This window comes from Massilia frigida (assembly GCF_011682175.1).
GTDB classification, from domain to species: domain Bacteria; phylum Pseudomonadota; class Gammaproteobacteria; order Burkholderiales; family Burkholderiaceae_D; genus Telluria_A; species Telluria_A frigida.
On record NZ_WHJG01000013.1, the window covers coordinates 147,844 to 164,215 of the forward strand.

19 protein-coding genes are annotated in these 16,372 nt (G+C 63.9%); 6 read left to right on the top strand and 13 right to left on the bottom strand.

Annotated elements, in window-relative coordinates:
• Window positions 1–7 precede the first annotated feature (7 nt).
• The 10 genes from F2P44_RS15020 to F2P44_RS15065 form a co-directional block, all read right to left on the bottom strand.
• The gene (locus F2P44_RS15020; protein ID WP_167087709.1) at window positions 8–1,039 is read right to left on the bottom strand and encodes an L-threonylcarbamoyladenylate synthase; all 1,032 of its coding nucleotides are present in this window, start codon (window positions 1,037–1,039) and stop codon (window positions 8–10) included.
• Complete coding sequence (locus F2P44_RS15025; RefSeq protein WP_370662696.1) at window positions 1,036–2,223, bottom strand: 5-(carboxyamino)imidazole ribonucleotide synthase; 1,188 nt, start codon at window positions 2,221–2,223, stop codon at window positions 1,036–1,038. The genes F2P44_RS15020 and F2P44_RS15025 overlap by 4 nt, the downstream gene beginning before the upstream one ends.
• A 2-nt stretch (window positions 2,224–2,225) precedes the next feature.
• The gene (purE, locus tag F2P44_RS15030) at window positions 2,226–2,726 is read right to left on the bottom strand and encodes a 5-(carboxyamino)imidazole ribonucleotide mutase (protein ID WP_167087768.1); all 501 of its coding nucleotides are present in this window, start codon (window positions 2,724–2,726) and stop codon (window positions 2,226–2,228) included.
• 2 nt (window positions 2,727–2,728) lie between these two features.
• A complete protein-coding gene (locus F2P44_RS15035; RefSeq protein WP_167087712.1) occupies window positions 2,729–3,625 on the bottom strand; it encodes a phosphoribosylaminoimidazolesuccinocarboxamide synthase in 897 nt (298 codons plus the stop codon).
• A 17-nt stretch (window positions 3,626–3,642) separates the two neighbouring features.
• Complete coding sequence (locus tag F2P44_RS15040) at window positions 3,643–4,002, bottom strand: GFA family protein (protein ID WP_167087714.1); 360 nt, start codon at window positions 4,000–4,002, stop codon at window positions 3,643–3,645.
• A gap of 107 nt (window positions 4,003–4,109) precedes the next feature.
• Complete coding sequence (gene fba, locus F2P44_RS15045) at window positions 4,110–5,174, bottom strand: class II fructose-bisphosphate aldolase (protein WP_166877905.1); 1,065 nt, start codon at window positions 5,172–5,174, stop codon at window positions 4,110–4,112.
• 155 nt (window positions 5,175–5,329) lie between these two features.
• Window positions 5,330–6,778: a pyruvate kinase gene (gene pyk / locus F2P44_RS15050; RefSeq protein WP_167087716.1), complete on the bottom strand. Its 1,449-nt coding sequence runs from the start codon at window positions 6,776–6,778 to the stop codon at window positions 5,330–5,332.
• Between the two features lie 48 nt (window positions 6,779–6,826).
• On the bottom strand, window positions 6,827–8,032 hold the full coding sequence (locus F2P44_RS15055) for a phosphoglycerate kinase (protein ID WP_167087718.1): 1,206 nt from the start codon (window positions 8,030–8,032) through the stop codon (window positions 6,827–6,829).
• 62 nt (window positions 8,033–8,094) lie between these two features.
• Complete coding sequence (locus tag F2P44_RS15060; protein WP_167087720.1) at window positions 8,095–8,424, bottom strand: AzlD domain-containing protein; 330 nt, start codon at window positions 8,422–8,424, stop codon at window positions 8,095–8,097.
• The gene (locus F2P44_RS15065) at window positions 8,417–9,187 is read right to left on the bottom strand and encodes an AzlC family ABC transporter permease (RefSeq protein WP_167087722.1); all 771 of its coding nucleotides are present in this window, start codon (window positions 9,185–9,187) and stop codon (window positions 8,417–8,419) included. Before F2P44_RS15065 ends, F2P44_RS15060 begins: the two co-directional genes overlap by 8 nt.
• Window positions 9,188–9,399: 212 nt before the next feature.
• Here F2P44_RS15065 and F2P44_RS15070 point away from each other — a divergent pair, with 212 nt between their 5' ends.
• From F2P44_RS15070 to F2P44_RS15090, 5 genes are all read left to right on the top strand, one after another.
• Window positions 9,400–9,594 carry a zinc-finger domain-containing protein gene (locus F2P44_RS15070; RefSeq protein WP_099874977.1) on the top strand — a complete coding sequence of 65 codons (195 nt, stop codon included), beginning with the start codon at window positions 9,400–9,402 and terminating at the stop codon, window positions 9,592–9,594.
• A gap of 49 nt (window positions 9,595–9,643) precedes the next feature.
• Entirely contained in the window at window positions 9,644–10,069 is a 426-nt protein-coding gene (locus F2P44_RS15075) for a YybH family protein (protein WP_167087723.1), read from the top strand.
• Window positions 10,070–10,131: 62 nt separating this feature from the next.
• Window positions 10,132–11,124, top strand: a complete 993-nt coding sequence (locus tag F2P44_RS15080; RefSeq protein WP_167087770.1) for a YheT family hydrolase — start codon at window positions 10,132–10,134, stop codon at window positions 11,122–11,124.
• The gene (locus tag F2P44_RS15085) at window positions 11,117–11,704 is read left to right on the top strand and encodes a DUF2946 family protein (RefSeq protein WP_167087725.1); all 588 of its coding nucleotides are present in this window, start codon (window positions 11,117–11,119) and stop codon (window positions 11,702–11,704) included. The genes F2P44_RS15080 and F2P44_RS15085 overlap by 8 nt, the downstream gene beginning before the upstream one ends.
• A gap of 139 nt (window positions 11,705–11,843) precedes the next feature.
• Complete coding sequence (locus F2P44_RS15090; RefSeq protein WP_167087727.1) at window positions 11,844–12,869, top strand: Rpn family recombination-promoting nuclease/putative transposase; 1,026 nt, start codon at window positions 11,844–11,846, stop codon at window positions 12,867–12,869.
• 83 nt (window positions 12,870–12,952) lie between these two features.
• Here F2P44_RS15090 and F2P44_RS15095 read toward each other — a convergent pair whose 3' ends face one another.
• A complete protein-coding gene (locus F2P44_RS15095; RefSeq protein ID WP_167087772.1) occupies window positions 12,953–14,488 on the bottom strand; it encodes a M48 family metalloprotease in 1,536 nt (511 codons plus the stop codon).
• A 146-nt stretch (window positions 14,489–14,634) separates the two neighbouring features.
• Here F2P44_RS15095 and moaC point away from each other — a divergent pair, with 146 nt between their 5' ends.
• Window positions 14,635–15,135 (top strand): cyclic pyranopterin monophosphate synthase MoaC, encoded by a 501-nt coding sequence (moaC, locus tag F2P44_RS15100; RefSeq protein WP_167087729.1) that lies wholly within the window; start codon window positions 14,635–14,637, stop codon window positions 15,133–15,135.
• A 126-nt stretch (window positions 15,136–15,261) separates the two neighbouring features.
• On the opposite strand, the gene F2P44_RS15105 is transcribed toward moaC, so the two are convergent.
• Together F2P44_RS15105 and F2P44_RS15110 are read right to left on the bottom strand one after the other, a co-directional pair.
• Window positions 15,262–15,897 carry a pilin gene (locus F2P44_RS15105; RefSeq protein WP_223165039.1) on the bottom strand — a complete coding sequence of 212 codons (636 nt, stop codon included), beginning with the start codon at window positions 15,895–15,897 and terminating at the stop codon, window positions 15,262–15,264.
• Window positions 15,898–16,022: 125 nt separating this feature from the next.
• The coding region (locus F2P44_RS15110) for a pilin (RefSeq protein ID WP_187363323.1) at window positions 16,023–16,372 on the bottom strand (350 nt) is incomplete at its 5' end.

Sequence of the window (16,372 nt, forward strand, 5' to 3'; positions counted from 1 at the left end):
TAGTCCGTCAGGAAAATGGTTCGTGGTTGAGCAGGCCGTGCACGATGCCAGTCGATCCGTGCGCGGCGCGGCGCAAACGGTCGTTTACGCCCAGCCAGGCATCGTCCTGAGGCGGTGCTTCGACCAGTATCAGGTCGGCCCCGGCCGTATCCATCGCGCGCAGCGCCGCGTACAGGGCGTGTGCGAAACCTTCCGGGCTTGTGGGTAACTGACTCTCAGCGAACACATCCGGGAAGTGCGAGTAGTGTATCAAAGCGACATTTTTTCCCGCGTTCTTCAATCGTGCGAGGGTGCCGGCAATCTCGGCGCTGGCTTGCATGGCCACCGGCGTGTGCGGCGCGTAGTGCGATTCCAGGGTGCCGGAAGCGCGCGGGGCAGCCGCGTCGGGGGCTGCCGGCAGCGCGTCGATCACGGCGGCGATCGCTTCGGCGCTGATGTGGCCGGGACGCAGCAGCACCGGGCCGTGCGTCGCCAGGCGCGACAGGTCGACGATGGTCGACTCGATCCCGACCGCGCTCTGTCCACCGTCGAGCACGGCGTCGACCGTGCCGTCAGCGCCGAACTCGTCGATGACATGCTGGGCCGTGGTCGGGCTGACATGGCCGAATTTGTTGGCCGACGGCGCGGCCACCCCTCCCCTGCCGCCCTTGAACGCTTGCAGCAGCGCGATGGCGACCGGGTGCGAGGGGCAGCGCAGGCCGACCGTATCCTGGCCGCCCGAGACGGCGTCCGGAATATTCGGAGCGCGCTTGAGGATCATGGTCAGGGGGCCGGGCCAGAAGGCGGCCGCCAATTGCTGCGCTTCGGCGGGAATGTCAGTCGCCCAGTAGCCCAGGTCGGCACCGGGCGCGACATGCACGATGACCGGGTGGTCTTGCGGACGGCCCTTGGCCTGGTAGATGCGGGCCACGGCGTCCGGGTTCTCGGCGTCGGCACCCAGGCCGTAGACGGTTTCGGTCGGCAGGGCCACCAGTCGGCCCTGCTCCAGCAGGCGGGCGGCTTGCGCGATCGCGGCCAGGTCGAGCGCAGCGCCCGTCATGCCGCGATGCCGAGAATGGCGCAGGCGGCGGCCAGCTGGGCCTGGGCTTGTGCCAGGGTCGGCGCGATGAAGGTCACATGGCCCATCTTGCGGCCGCGCCGCGCCGCTTCCTTGCCGTACAGGTGGAGGCAGGCGCCGGGCAGCGCCAGCAGCTCGGCCCAGGCCGGTTCGGACGGGGTGTCCGAACCAGGCGCGAACCAGATGTCACCGAGCAGATTGAGCATGACGGCCGGCGAATGCTGGCGCACTTCGCCCAGCGGCAAGCGCGCCATCGCGCGTACCTGCTGCGCGAACTGGCTGGTGACGCAGGCATCCATCGTGTAGTGGCCGCTGTTGTGGGGACGCGGCGCCATTTCGTTGACCACCAGCGAGCCGTCGGTGAGCACGAAAAATTCGATGCACAGCACGCCCACATAGGCCAGTTCGTCGACGATGACCTTGGCGGCATGCTGGGCTTTGGCGGCGCTATCAAACGACACATTCGGTCCGGGTACGGTGGTGGTGAACAGAATGCCGTCGCGGTGCACGTTTTCGGCGATCGGGTAGACCACCGACTCGCCATCGGCGCCGCGCGCGGTCAGGACCGACACTTCGTAGGCCAGCGGCAGCATTTTTTCGAGCAGGCAGGTGACGCCGCCCATGGCATTGAATGCCGCGCGGACATCGTCACGGGTGCGGACCACGGCCTGGCCCTTGCCGTCGTAGCCCATGCGCACGGTCTTGAGGATGCCCGGCAGCAGCAAATCCTCGATGCTGTCGATATCGTCCAGGGCGGCGATGGTCTTGTGCGGCGCCGGGGGCACCCCGGAACGCGCCGCGCAACCCGCCAGGAAACGCTTTTCGGCAATCCGGTCCTGGGCGATCGCCACGCAGTCGGCGCCCGGAGCGACAAAGGCGTGGGTCGCCAGCAAGCGCAGGCTGTCGGCAGGCACGTTTTCGAATTCGGTAGTCACGGCCACGCAGGACTGGCCCAGCTGGGCCAGCGCCGTTGTGTCGCTGTAATCGGCCGCGATCAGGCTGTCGGCGGCGTGCCCGGCGGGACTGTCGGGCGCCGCTTCCAGCACGGCCACCTTGAAACCCATGGCCTGGGCGGCGTGCACGAACATGCGACCGAGCTGGCCGCCGCCCATCACGCCGAGCCGGGCCGGCGGCAGGAAAGGAGAATGCGATGGAGAATGCTGCATCGTCATACCGGCAGGACCGAAGCCTTGGCAGCGGCGGTCTGGCGCGCGCGGAATTGTTCCAGCTGCGCGGCCAGGGCGTCGTCGGTGCAAGCCAGCATGGCAACGGCGGCCAGCGCCGCATTGGCCGCGCCCGCTTCACCGATGGCGAAGGTGGCCACCGGAATGCCCTTTGGCATCTGCACGATGGACAGCAGGGAATCCTTGCCCGACAGATAGCGCGACGGCACCGGCACGCCGAGCACCGGCACGATGGTCTTGGCCGCGATCATGCCCGGCAAATGGGCGGCGCCGCCGGCGCCGGCGATGATGGCGCGCAGGCCGCGCGCACGGGCGCTGTCGGCGTAGGCGAACATCTCATCGGGCATGCGGTGGGCCGAGACAACCTGGGCTTCGAACGGCACGCCGAAGTCCTTGAGCATGTTGACGGCGTGCTGCATGACTTCCCAGTCCGACGAAGAACCCATGACGATGCCCACCAACGGTTTGTTTTCTGGAGTGCTCATCATCAAGCCTTCAGCGTTTCGCCGGTCAGGCGCTCGAGCGCTTCGACGTATTTGGCGCGGGTGTTGGCGATCACCTCATCCGGCACGGCCGGGGCCGGCGCGGCCTTGTTCCAGTCGGTCAGGGTTTCCAGGTAATCGCGCACGAACTGCTTGTCGTACGACGGCGGCGACATGCCGACCTGGTAGCTCGACATCGGCCAGAAGCGCGACGAGTCCGGGGTGAGGATTTCATCGATCAGGTGCACGGTGCCGTGCTCATCCAGGCCGAATTCGAACTTGGTGTCGGCGATGATGATGCCGCGCGTGGCGGCGTATTCGGCGGCCGCGGTGTAGAGCTTGATCGCGTAGTCGCGCACCTGGGTGGCGATGTCGGCGCCGACGATCTTCTGGGCTTCGTCGAACGAAATGTTTTCGTCATGGGCGCCGGCCGGGGCCTTGGTCGATGGCGTAAACAGCACGTTCGGCAATTTTTGCGCTTCCTGCAGGCCGGCCGGCAAGTCGATGCCGCAGACCTTGCCGGTTTTCTGGTAATCCTTCCAGCCGGAACCGATCAGGTAACCGCGCACGATGGCTTCGATGCCCAGCGGGGTCATTTTCCTGACCACGATGGCGCGTCCTTCGACCTGCTCGCGCTCTTCAGGCGAGACCAGCGAGACTGGATCGATGCCGGTATCGTGGTTGGGCATCAAGTCCTTGTACTTGGCGAACCAGAAATTGGACATGGCCGTCAGGATCTTGCCCTTTTCGGGGATCGGCTCATTCAAAATGACGTCGAAGGCGGACAGGCGGTCGGTCTGGATGACCAGCAATTTGTCGTCGCCGACGGCGTAAATGTCGCGCACTTTCCCACGGTGCAGGAAAGGCAGGGACTTCAGGTTTGTTTCGAGAACGCCAGACATGTGAATCCTTGAGGTGGTTAGGGCAGCCAGCCCGGCTTGCTATCGGTATGCAATTCATCTGTCACCAGGCCTTCGTAGGGCGTGTCGAAGGTGCCGAGGGTGACGGCGATACGGCTGCTGTGCTCGGCCATCTGCCAGGTCAGGTTGGCGCCGCACACGCTGCAGAACGCGCGTTCGACACCGGGTGACGAGGCGTAGCGCGTGATCCCGGCGGCACCGGCGACGATGCGCAGTGCCGAGGAAGCCACGTTGGCATAGGGGCCGTTGGCCGCACCATGCTGCTTCTGGCACATGGTGCACCAGCAGATAGTGGCGTGGTCAACGTCACCGTGGATTTCGTAGCGGACCGCGCCGCAGAGGCAGCTGCCTGTGTACATGATGAAAGATGGTCAAAAAAACAGCGATAATGACAGGACAAAAACACACGCGCCCAAAGGCGCGTGCGGGTGTTACGGTGTATTCGTACTGCAAAACATCCTGCAGTTTACTTCACGATCTGGGCCAGCTCGCCTTTTTTGTAACGCTCGGCCATCTGGTCCATGGTCATGACCTTGATCTTTGCCGCCTGGCCTTCGCAGCCGAACGAGAGGAAGCGCGCCTTGCAAATCTCGGTCGCCGCTTCACGCGCAGGCTTGAGGAAGTCGCGCGGGTCGAACTTGGATGGGTTCTCGAACATGTACTTGCGCACGGCCGCGGTCATCGCCAGGCGGATATCGGTGTCGATGTTGATCTTGCGAACGCCATGACGGATGCCTTCCTGGATTTCTTCGATCGGCACGCCGTAGGTTTCCTTCATGTCGCCGCCGAATTCGCGGATGATGGCCAGCAGTTCTTGCGGCACCGACGAGGAACCGTGCATCACCAGGTGGGTGTTGGGGATGCGCGCGTGGATTTCCTTGATGCGGTCGATGGCGAGGATATCGCCGGTCGGCTTGCGCGTAAACTTGTAGGCGCCGTGCGAGGTGCCGATGGCGATCGCCAGCGCGTCGCACTGGGTGCGCTGCACGAAGTCGGCGGCTTGCGCCACGTCGGTCAGCAACTGTTCGCGGGTCATCAGGCCGTCGGCGCCGTGGCCGTCTTCCTTGTCGCCCTTCATGGTTTCGAGCGAACCGAGCACGCCCAGTTCGGCTTCGACGGTCACGCCGATCGAGTGCGCGAATTTCACCACTTCACGCGAGACATCGACGTTGTACTCGTAGGAAGCGACGCTCTTGCCGTCGGCTTCGAGCGAACCGTCCATCATCACCGAGGTGAAGCCGGAGCGGATCGCGGTCATGCAGACCGCCGGCGACTGGCCGTGATCCTGGTGCATGACGACCGGAATGTGCGGATACGCTTCGACAGCGGCGTCGATCAGGTGGCGCAGGAACGCTTCGCCGGCATACTTGCGGGCGCCAGCGGACGCTTGCATGATGACGGGCGAGCCGACCGCGTCGGCGGCAGCCATGATGGCCTGCACCTGTTCGAGGTTGTTGACGTTAAACGCAGGCAGGCCATAACCGTTTTCGGCGGCATGGTCCAGCAGTTGACGCATGGATACGAGGGACATGGTAATACTCCAAACAATAGAAACCGGTGTGCTGCCACGGGAGCGCAGACCGCGCGGGTAGCGCGCAACGCTGGTGGGCAACGGCGGCGGGGCTGTGATTCAGCCGCGGCCGCATATTCAATGCATGCCGCGCCCACGAGGGGCGCGGCGATCAATTAACCAAACTCGCCGACGCGCACGATCTTGAGCGCATTGGTGCCGCCGACCTGCCCCATCGGCTCGCCCCAGGTGACGACGATCATGTCACCTTTTTTGACGATTCCTTTGGCGACCATCAAGTCCTCCGCCTGTTTCAGCACAGCACTGCTATCGCCTTCCTGCATCAGGTTGTAGGCGCGCACATTGCGGTACAGCGAAGCCTTGCGGTGCGTGGTAGTGCTCGGCGTGAGCGCGTAGATCGGCGTGTCGATGCTGTGACGGCTCATCCACAATGCGGTCGAACCGGACTCGGTCAGGGCCACGATGGCTTTCACGCGCAAGTGATGCGCGGTGAACAGGGCACCGTAGGCGATCGACTGGTCGATGCGGGTAAACGTGACGTTGAGGAAGTCGGCGTCGAGCTTGTTGTACTCGGACTGCTCGGCTTCCAGGCAGATCGCAGCCATCATTTCGACGGTTTCGATCGGGTAGCGGCCGGAGGCGGTTTCGGCCGAGGTCATCACCGCATCGGTGCCGTCGAGCACAGCGTTGGCGACGTCGGACACTTCGGCGCGGGTCGGCACGGCGTTGACGATCATCGATTCCATCATCTGGGTGGCGGTGATGGCCAGCTTGTTCGATTCGCGCGCCATGCGGATCATGCGTTTTTGCAGCGCCGGCACGGCGGCGTTGCCGACTTCCACGGCCAGGTCGCCGCGGGCGACCATGATGCCGTCGGAGGCGTCCAGGATTTCCTGCAGCACAGGAATCGCTTCGGCGCGCTCGATCTTGGCGATCATCATCGGCTTGTGGTGGAACGGCTCGCCGGCGATATTGGCCAGCTGGCGCGCCATTTCCATGTCGGTCGCGCTTTTTGGGAAGGAAATGGCGAGATAGTCGGCCTGGAAACTCATGGCCGTCTTGATGTCTTCCATGTCCTTGGCGGTCAGTGCCGGCGCGGTCAGGCCGCCGCCCTGGCGGTTGATGCCCTTGTTGTTGGACAGTTCGCCGCCGACTTTGACCACGGTGAAAATCTCGTGGCCGAGGATGCGTTCGACCACCAGCACGATCAAGCCATCGTTGAGCAAGAGCTTGTCGCCGGGACGCACGTCGCGCGGCAAGGCTTTGTAGTCGAGGCCGACGCGTTCCTGGTTGCCCAGTTCGCCGTTCTCGCCCCACTTGGCGTCGAGGATGAATTTCTCGCCGTTTTCCAGGAAAATCTTGCCCTGTTCAAATTTACCTACACGAATCTTGGGACCCTGCATGTCCGCCATGATCGCCACTTCGCGCCCGCACTGGGCGGCGGCGCGCCGCACCAGGTTGGCGCGGTCGATGTGGTCCTGCGCCTTGCCATGCGAAAAATTCAGCCGGACGACATCGACACCCGCTTCGATCATGCGGACGAGAATATCGAAATCGGTCGAAGCCGGGCCAATCGTTGCGACGATCTTGGTACCACGAAACATAGAGTGTCCTTGAAGTGAAAGCGCAGCCGGGAAGGCTGCGCTGTGGGCTTACTGGGAACTGCGTTGTAACAGGATTTCAACTGCCGGCAAGGTTTTTCCTTCGAGGAATTCGAGGAAGGCGCCACCGCCCGTGGAGATATAGCCGATTTTATCGCTGATCGCGTATTTTGCAATCGCGGCCAGGGTGTCGCCGCCGCCGGCGATCGAAAAGGCATTGGAATCGGCAATGGCCAGCGCCAGCGTCTTGGTGCCTTCGCCGAACTGGTCGAATTCGAACACGCCGACCGGGCCGTTCCAGACGATGGTGCCGGCCTTGGCGATCTGTGCGGCCAGCATGGCGGCCGTTTTGGGGCCGATGTCGAGGATCATGTCATCATCAGCCACATCCGCCACATCCTTGACGGTGGCCACCGCCGTTGGCGAAAATTCCTTGGCGCACACCACGTCCACGGGAATCGGCACCTGGGCGCCGCGCGCGGCCATCATGTCGATGATGGCTTTCGCTTCCGCGACCAGGTCGGCTTCGGCCAGCGACTTGCCGATGTTCAGGCCGACGGCTTTCATGAAGGTGTTGGCGATGCCGCCGCCGACGATCAGCTGGTCGACCTTGTCGGCCAGCGCCTTGAGGATCGACAGCTTGGACGAGACCTTGGAACCGGCCACGATGGCCAGCAGCGGACGGTTGGGAGCGCCCAGCGCCTTGCCCAGCGCGTCCAGTTCGGCGGCCAGCAGCGGGCCGGCGCACACCACCGGCGCAAATTTCGCGATGCCGTGGGTGGTCGCTTCGGCGCGGTGGGCGGTGCCGAAGGCATCGTTCACATAGATATCGCACAGCTTGGCCATCTTTTGGGCCAGTTCATCCGCGTTCTTCTTTTCACCCTTGTTGACGCGGCAGTTTTCGAGCAGCACGACCTGGCCCGGCGCAACATCGACGCCATCGACCCAGTCTTGCTTGAGCTCCACCGGCTGGCCCAGCAGTTCGGCCAGGCGCGCGGCGACCGGCGCCAGGCTGTCTTCCGGCTTGAATTCGCCTTCCGTCGGACGGCCCAGGTGCGAGGTGACCATGACGGCGGCGCCCGCCTTGATGGCGGCGGCAATCGCCGGCACGGAGGCGCGGATGCGGGTGTCTTCGGTGATGTTGCCGGCGTCGTCCTGCGGCACGTTCAGGTCGGCGCGGATGAACACGCGCTTGCCCTGCAGGGCGTGTTGGTCGATCAGGTCTTGCAAACGGGTGAAATTGAGAACAGCGTGCATTGGCGATCCACGAGTCAAATGATGAAAGAACGCTATTTTACCGCAAGCCCAGCCCGAAAACCCTACTGTAAGCAGATACGCAAGGCTGTAAAGAACAGCATGCCGAAAATGATGGTTTCAAGCATATTTCTTCGCAGCAGGTAATAGCCGGTCGCGGCCAGTCCGGCGATCAGTTTGAAGTTATCCAGGCCCAGTTGCAACTGGCCGGTGTTGCCCAGGAACAGGTCGGGCGCGATGATGGCCGCCAGCGCGCAGGCCGGGGCGAAGCGCAGCATTTCCTGGACCCGCTTGGGGATGGTGATATGGTGGCCGATCAGCCAGAACGAGCTGCGCGTGGCGGCGGTGGCAAAGGCCAGGGCCACGATGGTGATCCAGATTTCGACGTCAGACATGGGGTTCCCCCTTGGCGGCGAGGGCTTTCCGCGTGCGTTTTTCGTTCAGTTCCTGGACCGTCATGGCGGTCAGCATGCCAAGCAGGACGGCGGCCAGCAAGCCCAGTTTGTAGGGCAATTCGTAAGCCAGCACGGCGGTGGCGCCCGCCACCAGCACGCCGCACAGGGCCGCGCGGTTGATGGTCAACGGAATCATGATGCAGAGAATGGCCAGGGTGCCGGCAAAGCCCAGGCCCCACTCGGTCGGGACCGCGCTGCCCAGGAACACGCCGGCGATCGAGCCGACTTGCCAGGAGACCCAGTTGGGATACAGCAAGCCCTTGAGATAAGACACTTTGCCGTGGGCCGGTTCTTCGCTGGGGAAGCGCTGCAGGAACAGCGCCACGGTCAGGTCGCCCGCCGTATAGCCGAGCAAAAAGCGCTTTTGCCATGGCAGGTGGGCAAAATGGGGCGCCAGCAAGGCGGAAAAGATGACGAAACGCAGGTTGACCACCAGCGCGGTGGCAAATACCACCCAGATCGGCGCATCGGCCGCGATCAGGGGGAGCGAGGCCAGTTGGGCCGAACCGCCGAAGACGATCAGGGTCATGCCCAGCGCTTGCGGCACCGTCAGGCCGCTCTTGACCATCGCAATGCCGACCACCAAACCCCATGCACCGATGCCGAACAGGGTCGGCAGGCCGGTCTTGAACGCTTCGCGCCAGATGGCCCGGTCCTCATCGGCAGGACGCAGCGCGGCCGGGGGCGGAGTCACGTCATTCATGTGGTTTTCTTGCCACAACTAGATCGGGCAAGGGGTAGAAATGAAACAATGCGGTCTGGCATGAAGCGCAATCAGGGTGAGCGCCGGTATGCATGTTTTCATAGGGAAACTAGCGAACGCGGCCGTAATTTGGTAGGAGTATTTTACCGATCATTTCGGCTAATTGCCCGAATCCGCTAAAATCGAGGTTTTGCATGCCTGACGGAGAATCCATGAACGCCACGAAAACGCCTGCGGTAGAACTCGGCGACAAAGACTTGCCAGCCCATTGCCCGAATCCGGCGATGACGCTGTGGTCGTCGCATCCGCGCGTCTTCCTCGATTTTGGCCATGATGGCCTGGCCAAGTGTCCGTACTGCGGCACCGAATACCGCCTGAAGCCGGGCACGGTGATGGCGCACCACTAAGCATCACGGTCCTGCCCGGCCCCCTCCCCCCACACTTTGCCGAGGCCGCATGAAACGACGCAAACAACTCAACGGTAGCGCGGCCGAGGTCGAAGCCGCGTTCTATGAAGCGCTCAACCGCGGGGATGTCGACGCGCTGATGCAGCTGTGGGCCGATGACGAGGAGATCGTCTGCATCCATCCGGGCGGGCCGCGCCTGCATGGACATGCGGCGATCCAGGCATCGTGGGAAGCGATCCTGGAGCGGGGCGCCCTGCAGATCCGGCCGTCGCAGCTGCACGAGACGCATAATTTGATGAGTTCGGTGCACACCGTCATCGAAGGCGTGACCTCGAGCGGCAGCGAGCCGGCCCATCTGCTGGCCACCAATGTGTATATCAAGACGCCGCAGGGCTGGCGCATCGTGCTGCGCCATGTGTCGGTCGCGCCCGGCGCGGTGCCGGCGCACGAGCATCCCGCTTCCAGCCTGCACTGATTGCACCGGTGCCGAACTCCTATACAACGCCCTTCTGGCTGCCCGGCGGGCATCTGCAAACCATGTATCCGGCCGTGGCCATTGCGCGCCCGGCGGTGGCATTCCGGCGCGAACGCTGGGAGGCGCCGGACGGCGACTTCGTCGATGTCGATTTTGTCGATGGCGAACCGGGCAAGCCCCTGGTGGTGCTGTTCCACGGGCTGGAAGGCTCGTCCGCCAGCCACTATGCGCGGGCCTTGATGGCAGCCATCGCCGCGCGCGGCTGGTCGGGCGCGGTGCCGCACTTTCGCGGCTGCTCGGGCGAACCGAACCGGGCGCCGCGTTTTTATCATTCGGGCGACGCGGGCGAAGTCGACTGGATTGTGCGGCGTTTGCGTGAACGTGGCGCCGGCAAGCTGTACGCGGCCGGCGTCTCGCTGGGCGGCAACGCGCTGCTGCGCTGGCTGGGAGAATCGCAGCATCAGGCCGAGATCGTCGATGCGGCGGTGGCGGTGTCGGCGCCGCTCGACCTGGCGCGCGGGGGCGAGTCGCTGTCGTCAGGGCTGAACATGATTTACACGCGCATGTTCCTCAAGACGCTCAAGCCCAAGTGCCTGGCCAAGCTGGCGCAGTTTCCGGGGCTGTTCGAGCGCGACGCGCTGCTGGCCGCGCGTGATTTGTACGCCTTCGATAACGTGGTCACGGCGCCGCTGCACGGCTATCGCGATACCGACGATTACTGGGATCGCGCCAGCGCCAGGCACGTGCTGGGCGATATCACGGTCCCGACCCTGGTGCTCAATGCGCGCAACGATCCGTTCTTGCCGGGGAAGTATCTGCCGACGACGGCATCGCGCGCGGTGACGCTGGAGTATCCGGAGCATGGCGGGCATGTGGGTTTCGCGGCCGGTAATCTGCCGGGACGGCTGGACTGGCTGCCGCGCCGCATCCTGCGTTTTTTCGACGCGGTACAGGCTTCGCCTGGCGCGTCGCATAGCGCGTCGCCTGGCGCGTCGCATGGCGCGACGCGCGCGCCAAACGCGGACGAACTATGCGAAGCTGCCGCCCATGGATGATATTGTTAAAAAAGCGATGGCCAAATGGCCGGACGTGCCGCATTGCTACGGCTGGCTGGCACTCGATGCGCGCGGCGCCTGGCGCATGCGCGACGAACGGGCCCAGCATCTGAACCTGCCCGGCGACAAGGTGGTGCAGACGGCGCTGCTCGGTTTCATCAACCGCAACTACATGGCCGACGAGCGCGGCTGCTGGTATTTCCAGAACGGGCCGCAGCGCGTGTTCGTCAACCTGGAAGCGACGCCGTTCATTGCGCGTACCGATCCGGCGCATGGGCTGGTACTGCACACGGGCGAGGCGCTCGATGCGATCGAGCAGGCGTGGATGACGGAAAGTGGCGAGCTGATCGTATCTTCCGCCGGCAAGATCGCGCAGGTCGATGACCGCGACGTGGCGCAGTTGATGGGGGCCTTGGACATCGACGGCATCGGCGCGTCCGACGAAGCGCTGATGGGCTGGCTGGAAGGCGGCGCGGGCACGCTGACGCTGCGCTACAAGGACCTGGCGGTGCCGGTCGAACCGATCGCGCGCGCGCAGGTGGCGACGCAGCTGCACTTTGTCAGGATGCCAGCGCCGTAAGCCGGCGGCGTCAATAGCCGAGCCCTTACTCCCGCCACTGCCGGAAGTGGCGCCGATGCTGGCATGACGGTGGAGCGGCTGCGCCGCGCACGCCTGATGCAGCGCAAAGGCAGCGCAGGGACGCTGGCTACAATGCGCCATGCCCGCCCCTCACGACCTCGGATACCGTTCGCTGTTCGCCCACCCGGAGCTGGTGCGCGAACTGATCACCGGCTTTACTTCCACCAAGCTGTTCGACGAGATCCCGCTGTCGGCCTTCGAGCGGGTCAATCCGGCGTATGTGAGCGAGCGCTTGTCGGCCCGCGAGGACGATATCGTCTGGCGCGTGCGGCTGGGCGACGAGTTTCTCTACGTGTACATCCTCCTGGAATGCCAGTCCGGCGTGGACCGCTGGATGGCGCTGCGCATGCAAACCTATATCGGCTTGCTGTACCAGGACCTGGTCAAGCGTCACGCATTGTCCCCTGGCTTGCTGTTGCCGCCGGTGCTGCCGCTGGTGTTCTACAACGGCCTGCCGCACTGGAGCGCCAGCATGGACCTGGCCGGACTCCTCATGCAAGCGCCCGCCGAGCTGGCGGCGCTGCAGCCGGCCCAGCGCTACGTGCTGATCGACCAGCAGCGCCTGGAGGCCACCGCACTGGAAACGAACGCGACCTTGCTGGCGCTGCTGTTTCGGCTGGAACTTTCGAGCGCGCCCGATGTCCTAAGGAAGGTCGCCCCTGCGTTGACGGCCTGGTTCCACGAAGCGCCTCAAGACAGCCTGCGGCGTTCGGTCGAGGTATGGGTGAACCACCTGCTGGCGCGCAGACCCGGCAAATCGGGGGCATTCACATGTAACAGTGTCAAGGAGGTTGCTGACATGGGACGTAAATTTGAAACGTGGGCCGAAGAATTCGAGGAGATCGGCTTTCAAAAAGGAAGCGCCGAAGGCATGGCGAAAGGTAAGGCTGAAGGTAAGGCCGAAGGGCAAATAGCAGCACTGCGCGAGGTAGTGGGAAGCCTGTTGCGCATCAAGTTTGGCGTCTTGCCGGAATTGACCATGCAACGCATTGACCAAGCATCGGAAACTGAACTTCATCAATGGATCGAACACAGCGTCAACGCGCCCAGCCTGCCAGCGATATTTGGCGATGATACGGTACCCACTCAAGGGCAGTCGGGCTGAAGCCAGACAAGCCATCGTTTCCGCCCCGTGAATGGCCGAGCCTGAAGGCGCCTGGCTTCAGGCCCGCGTCGGCCTGTATTTCCTTACTTCTTCGCTTCCTTTAACTCTTCACGCCGGCGCGCCTGCAATTCGCGTTCGCGCGCATCGATCACGGCCATGTCGTAGAACGAGGCGTCGCTGGCCTTGCGCGCGATGGTCAATTGGTCGAGCGCGGCCAGCATGCCGCCGCTGAGCGCGTACGATTCAGCCAAGGCCAGGTGCTGCAAGGCGATCTTGCCCTGCGCCGCGTAGGTCTTGGCCAGCAGCTCATGCAATTTCGGTTCTTCGCGGTACAGCTGCACCTGGTCGCGCAGGAAGCGCGCGGCCTCGTCGAGCTTGCCGTTGACGATCATCGCATCGGCGTACTGGCGCGCAATGCCGCGCGAGAGCGGATAACGCAGGTGCGCCTGGTCCGCATCCTTGAGCGCCTGCTGTTTGACCAGCGCCGGCTGGCCGGGCGCGAGCTTGATTTCCAGCGCCATGCTGGCGAACATGGCGGCGCCATCGGAACTGGCTTGCCCGGTCGAAAACACGGCCCCTTCGGCCGGACGCATGGTGCCGCGCGCTTTGTCGAGCCAGCTCTGGGCCTGGGCCAGTTCGCCTTTTTTGAGCGCCAGGAAGGCCAGGCCGTACTGCGCGCCGGCTTGCTGCTGGCGGCTTTGCTGGGTCAGCTGGGCGTCGAAAAACGCGGCCGCTTCCACCCGTCCCTGGGTGCTTTCATCTTGCAGCACGCGGGCGCGCGCACGCACCAGGTGAAACTCCAGGCTGTCGACGCGCTGGCGGTAAGGCGTTTCGCGGATGCGCGCCTGGATGTCGGAAATGCGTTCGGAAGTGAGCGGGTGGCTGCGCAGGTAGGCCGGCATCAGGTCGCTGTAGACCCGACTGGCCGCCTGCATGCGGCCGAAGAAGGCCACCATGCCGGACGTGTCGTAACCGCCCGCGGCCATGATCTGGAAACCGATGCGGTCGGCCTCGCGCTCGGCGTCGCGGCTGAAATTGAGCTGGCGCTGGATCTGCAAGCCCTGCCCGCCCATGAACACGCCGATCGCGGCATCCGCGCCGCCCTTGGACGCGAGCGCGGCCAGGATCATGGCCGCCAGGGGAATCAGGGCATCCTGCTTTTGCTGGCCCAGCATGCGCGCAATGTGGCGCTGGGCCACGTGGCCGATTTCGTGCGACATGACCGAGGCCAGTTCGGATTCGGTCTGGGCCGCCAGCAGCAGCGCCGAGTGCACGGCAATGAAGCCGCCGGGCAGCGCGAAGGCGTTCAGCATGGGATCGCGCACGGCGAAGAAATAGAAATCGGCATTGGTCTCGCCGCGCGCCCCCGGGTAGGAGGCGACCAGGCCGCCGCCGAATGCGTTGAGGTATTCGAGAATCGGATCGTCGTCGAGGAAATCGTGGTCGCGCTTAATGTCGCGCATGATTTCTTCGCCCAGCCGCCGTTCGAGCACCGGCGAGAGGTCTTCGCGCGCGGTGTCGCCCAGGGTCGGCAGGCTGGTGGTGTTCAGATTGGCCTGGGCGGCGGCCGGATGCGCCAGGCCGCCCAGCGCCGACATCAGGGCGACGGATAGCAGCATGCCCGCCTTGAGACGGCGCGGCGGGCGCATGGTGGCTGGAGCGGTTTTGGATTTCACGGTGCTATGATAACCGCAACTGCGATCACCCCGCAGCAGCACGCGTGGCCTGACGTTTTTTGTAATCCCTACTACCCTCTTTCGACCCGATGACAACCTCCCAGAACGACCAGCTTACCCATTTCGACGCCACCGGCCAGGCCCATATGGTCGACGTCGCCAACAAAAGCGATACCCACCGCATCGCGGTGGCCGCGGGCACCATCCGCATGAAGCCGGAAACGATGGCGCTGGTGGTGTCGGGCAGCGCAAAAAAGGGCGACGTGCTCGGCATCGCGCGCATCGCCGCCATCATGGGCGCCAAGAAGACCAGCGAGCTGGTGCCCTTGTGCCATCCGCTGGCCATTACCCGGGTCGCGGTCGATTTCGAGGTCGACCAGGCGGCCAGCAGCGTGCATTGCCGCGCCCAGGTGGAAACGGTCGGCAAGACGGGCGTCGAGATGGAAGCGCTCACTGCCGTCCAGGTCGGCCTGCTGACGATTTACGACATGTGCAAGGCGGTCGATCGCGGCATGGTGATGACCAATGTGCGGGTGCTGGAAAAACAGGGCGGCAAGTCGGGCGACTGGCATGCCGCGATTGATGAATAGCGCGTGTCCCACCGGGCAAAAGAAAGTTCGCTGACGGCGTACTGTTCAGCGATCTCACGCCGCGCCATTCCACAGCGCCACAAAACCTGACCTATGCCGCCATGGTCCCCGGCGCCAGCACATGACCTAGGTTTTGAGCGGGCAGGTGGCGCTGGTATATTCAGCGACGATACCCTCCGCTTCGCATGTCCAGGCGCCTTTGACGTCGCGCGACCAGGTGATTTTTTTGCCTGCCACCCCGGCAGGACCGCCTTTGATCACGCACGTGATGCCAGCCTTACCTTCATTTGCCGCCTCGACGCTGAGTGTGCAGTTCGGCGTTTCCGGTTTGCTGAACCTGGTGGCCGCCATGGTTTTAGTAGCGTCCATGGTGGGCGTCATGATGATTTCGGTATCGATGCCGACTTTGCCGCCGGCCGCTTCGGCGATGGCCGCGCCCACTTTCGCCTTGGCCACATAGTCCTGGTACATAGGCAAGGCGATGGCCGCCAGGATAGCGAGAATGGCGACGACAATCATCAGTTCAATCAGGGTGAAGCCGCGTTGCGGAAGACAATGGACTGAGTGTATTGATTTCATGTTGCTGCTCCAATGAAGTGACATGCATTGAGATACGGCGCGACACTCGCCTTGGGCGAGCGGAAGCGCCGGCAGTGAAACAAAGGATGGCGTTTGAGCGAGAACTTGCTCAGGAAAAGCAGCCTGCCAAGCGATACTCGACAGGCGAACCTGTTCGACCTGGGGCGGGCGCAGGTAGTTCAACAATCAGTGAGGGAGTTTGATACGAACGGCCCGGAGCCGGGCGGCAAACGCGAGGACGAAGGCTGGTCAGCCCAGCCCAGTGCTTGCCGGATGGCGCACTGGACTTCCTTACGTGATTACTTACATCACGGTGGACACGACGGGGTGGTATGCTCGGCAGCGATGCCGATGGCTTTGCAGGTCCAGTTGCCGCTCGTGGCGCGCGACCAGGTGACGGTTTTCCCTGTCACCGAGGCGGGACCGCCTTTGATGGTGCAGCTGAGGTCGACAACCCCGGCAGTTGCGGCCGTCGTGGTGATCGTGCAATTGATCGATTCGGCCTGCATTTTGGTGGCCTGCATGGCCGCAGCGGCACTCAGATTGGGGCTTTGCATCACCTCGGTATCGATACCGGTTCTGCCGCCGGCTGCTTCGTCTGCCGCCGCGGTCACTTTCGTCTTCGCCACGTAATCCTGGTACGCCGGAAGGGCTACCG

Coding starts and splice junctions, on each gene's coding strand:
- F2P44_RS15020 (WP_167087709.1), bottom strand. CDS start 1,039: ATGACGGGCGCTGCGCTCGACCTGGCCGCGATCGCGCAAGCCGCCCGC.
- F2P44_RS15025 (WP_370662696.1), bottom strand. CDS start 2,223: ATGCAGCATTCTCCATCGCATTCTCCTTTCCTGCCGCCGGCCCGGCTC.
- purE (WP_167087768.1), bottom strand. CDS start 2,726: ATGAGCACTCCAGAAAACAAACCGTTGGTGGGCATCGTCATGGGTTCT.
- F2P44_RS15035 (WP_167087712.1), bottom strand. CDS start 3,625: ATGTCTGGCGTTCTCGAAACAAACCTGAAGTCCCTGCCTTTCCTGCAC.
- F2P44_RS15040 (WP_167087714.1), bottom strand. CDS start 4,002: ATGTACACAGGCAGCTGCCTCTGCGGCGCGGTCCGCTACGAAATCCAC.
- fba (WP_166877905.1), bottom strand. CDS start 5,174: ATGTCCCTCGTATCCATGCGTCAACTGCTGGACCATGCCGCCGAAAAC.
- pyk (WP_167087716.1), bottom strand. CDS start 6,778: ATGTTTCGTGGTACCAAGATCGTCGCAACGATTGGCCCGGCTTCGACC.
- F2P44_RS15055 (WP_167087718.1), bottom strand. CDS start 8,032: ATGCACGCTGTTCTCAATTTCACCCGTTTGCAAGACCTGATCGACCAA.
- F2P44_RS15060 (WP_167087720.1), bottom strand. CDS start 8,424: ATGTCTGACGTCGAAATCTGGATCACCATCGTGGCCCTGGCCTTTGCC.
- F2P44_RS15065 (WP_167087722.1), bottom strand. CDS start 9,187: ATGAATGACGTGACTCCGCCCCCGGCCGCGCTGCGTCCTGCCGATGAG.
- F2P44_RS15070 (WP_099874977.1), top strand. CDS start 9,400: ATGAACGCCACGAAAACGCCTGCGGTAGAACTCGGCGACAAAGACTTG.
- F2P44_RS15075 (WP_167087723.1), top strand. CDS start 9,644: ATGAAACGACGCAAACAACTCAACGGTAGCGCGGCCGAGGTCGAAGCC.
- F2P44_RS15080 (WP_167087770.1), top strand. CDS start 10,132: ATGTATCCGGCCGTGGCCATTGCGCGCCCGGCGGTGGCATTCCGGCGC.
- F2P44_RS15085 (WP_167087725.1), top strand. CDS start 11,117: ATGGATGATATTGTTAAAAAAGCGATGGCCAAATGGCCGGACGTGCCG.
- F2P44_RS15090 (WP_167087727.1), top strand. CDS start 11,844: ATGCCCGCCCCTCACGACCTCGGATACCGTTCGCTGTTCGCCCACCCG.
- F2P44_RS15095 (WP_167087772.1), bottom strand. CDS start 14,488: ATGCTGCTATCCGTCGCCCTGATGTCGGCGCTGGGCGGCCTGGCGCAT.
- moaC (WP_167087729.1), top strand. CDS start 14,635: ATGACAACCTCCCAGAACGACCAGCTTACCCATTTCGACGCCACCGGC.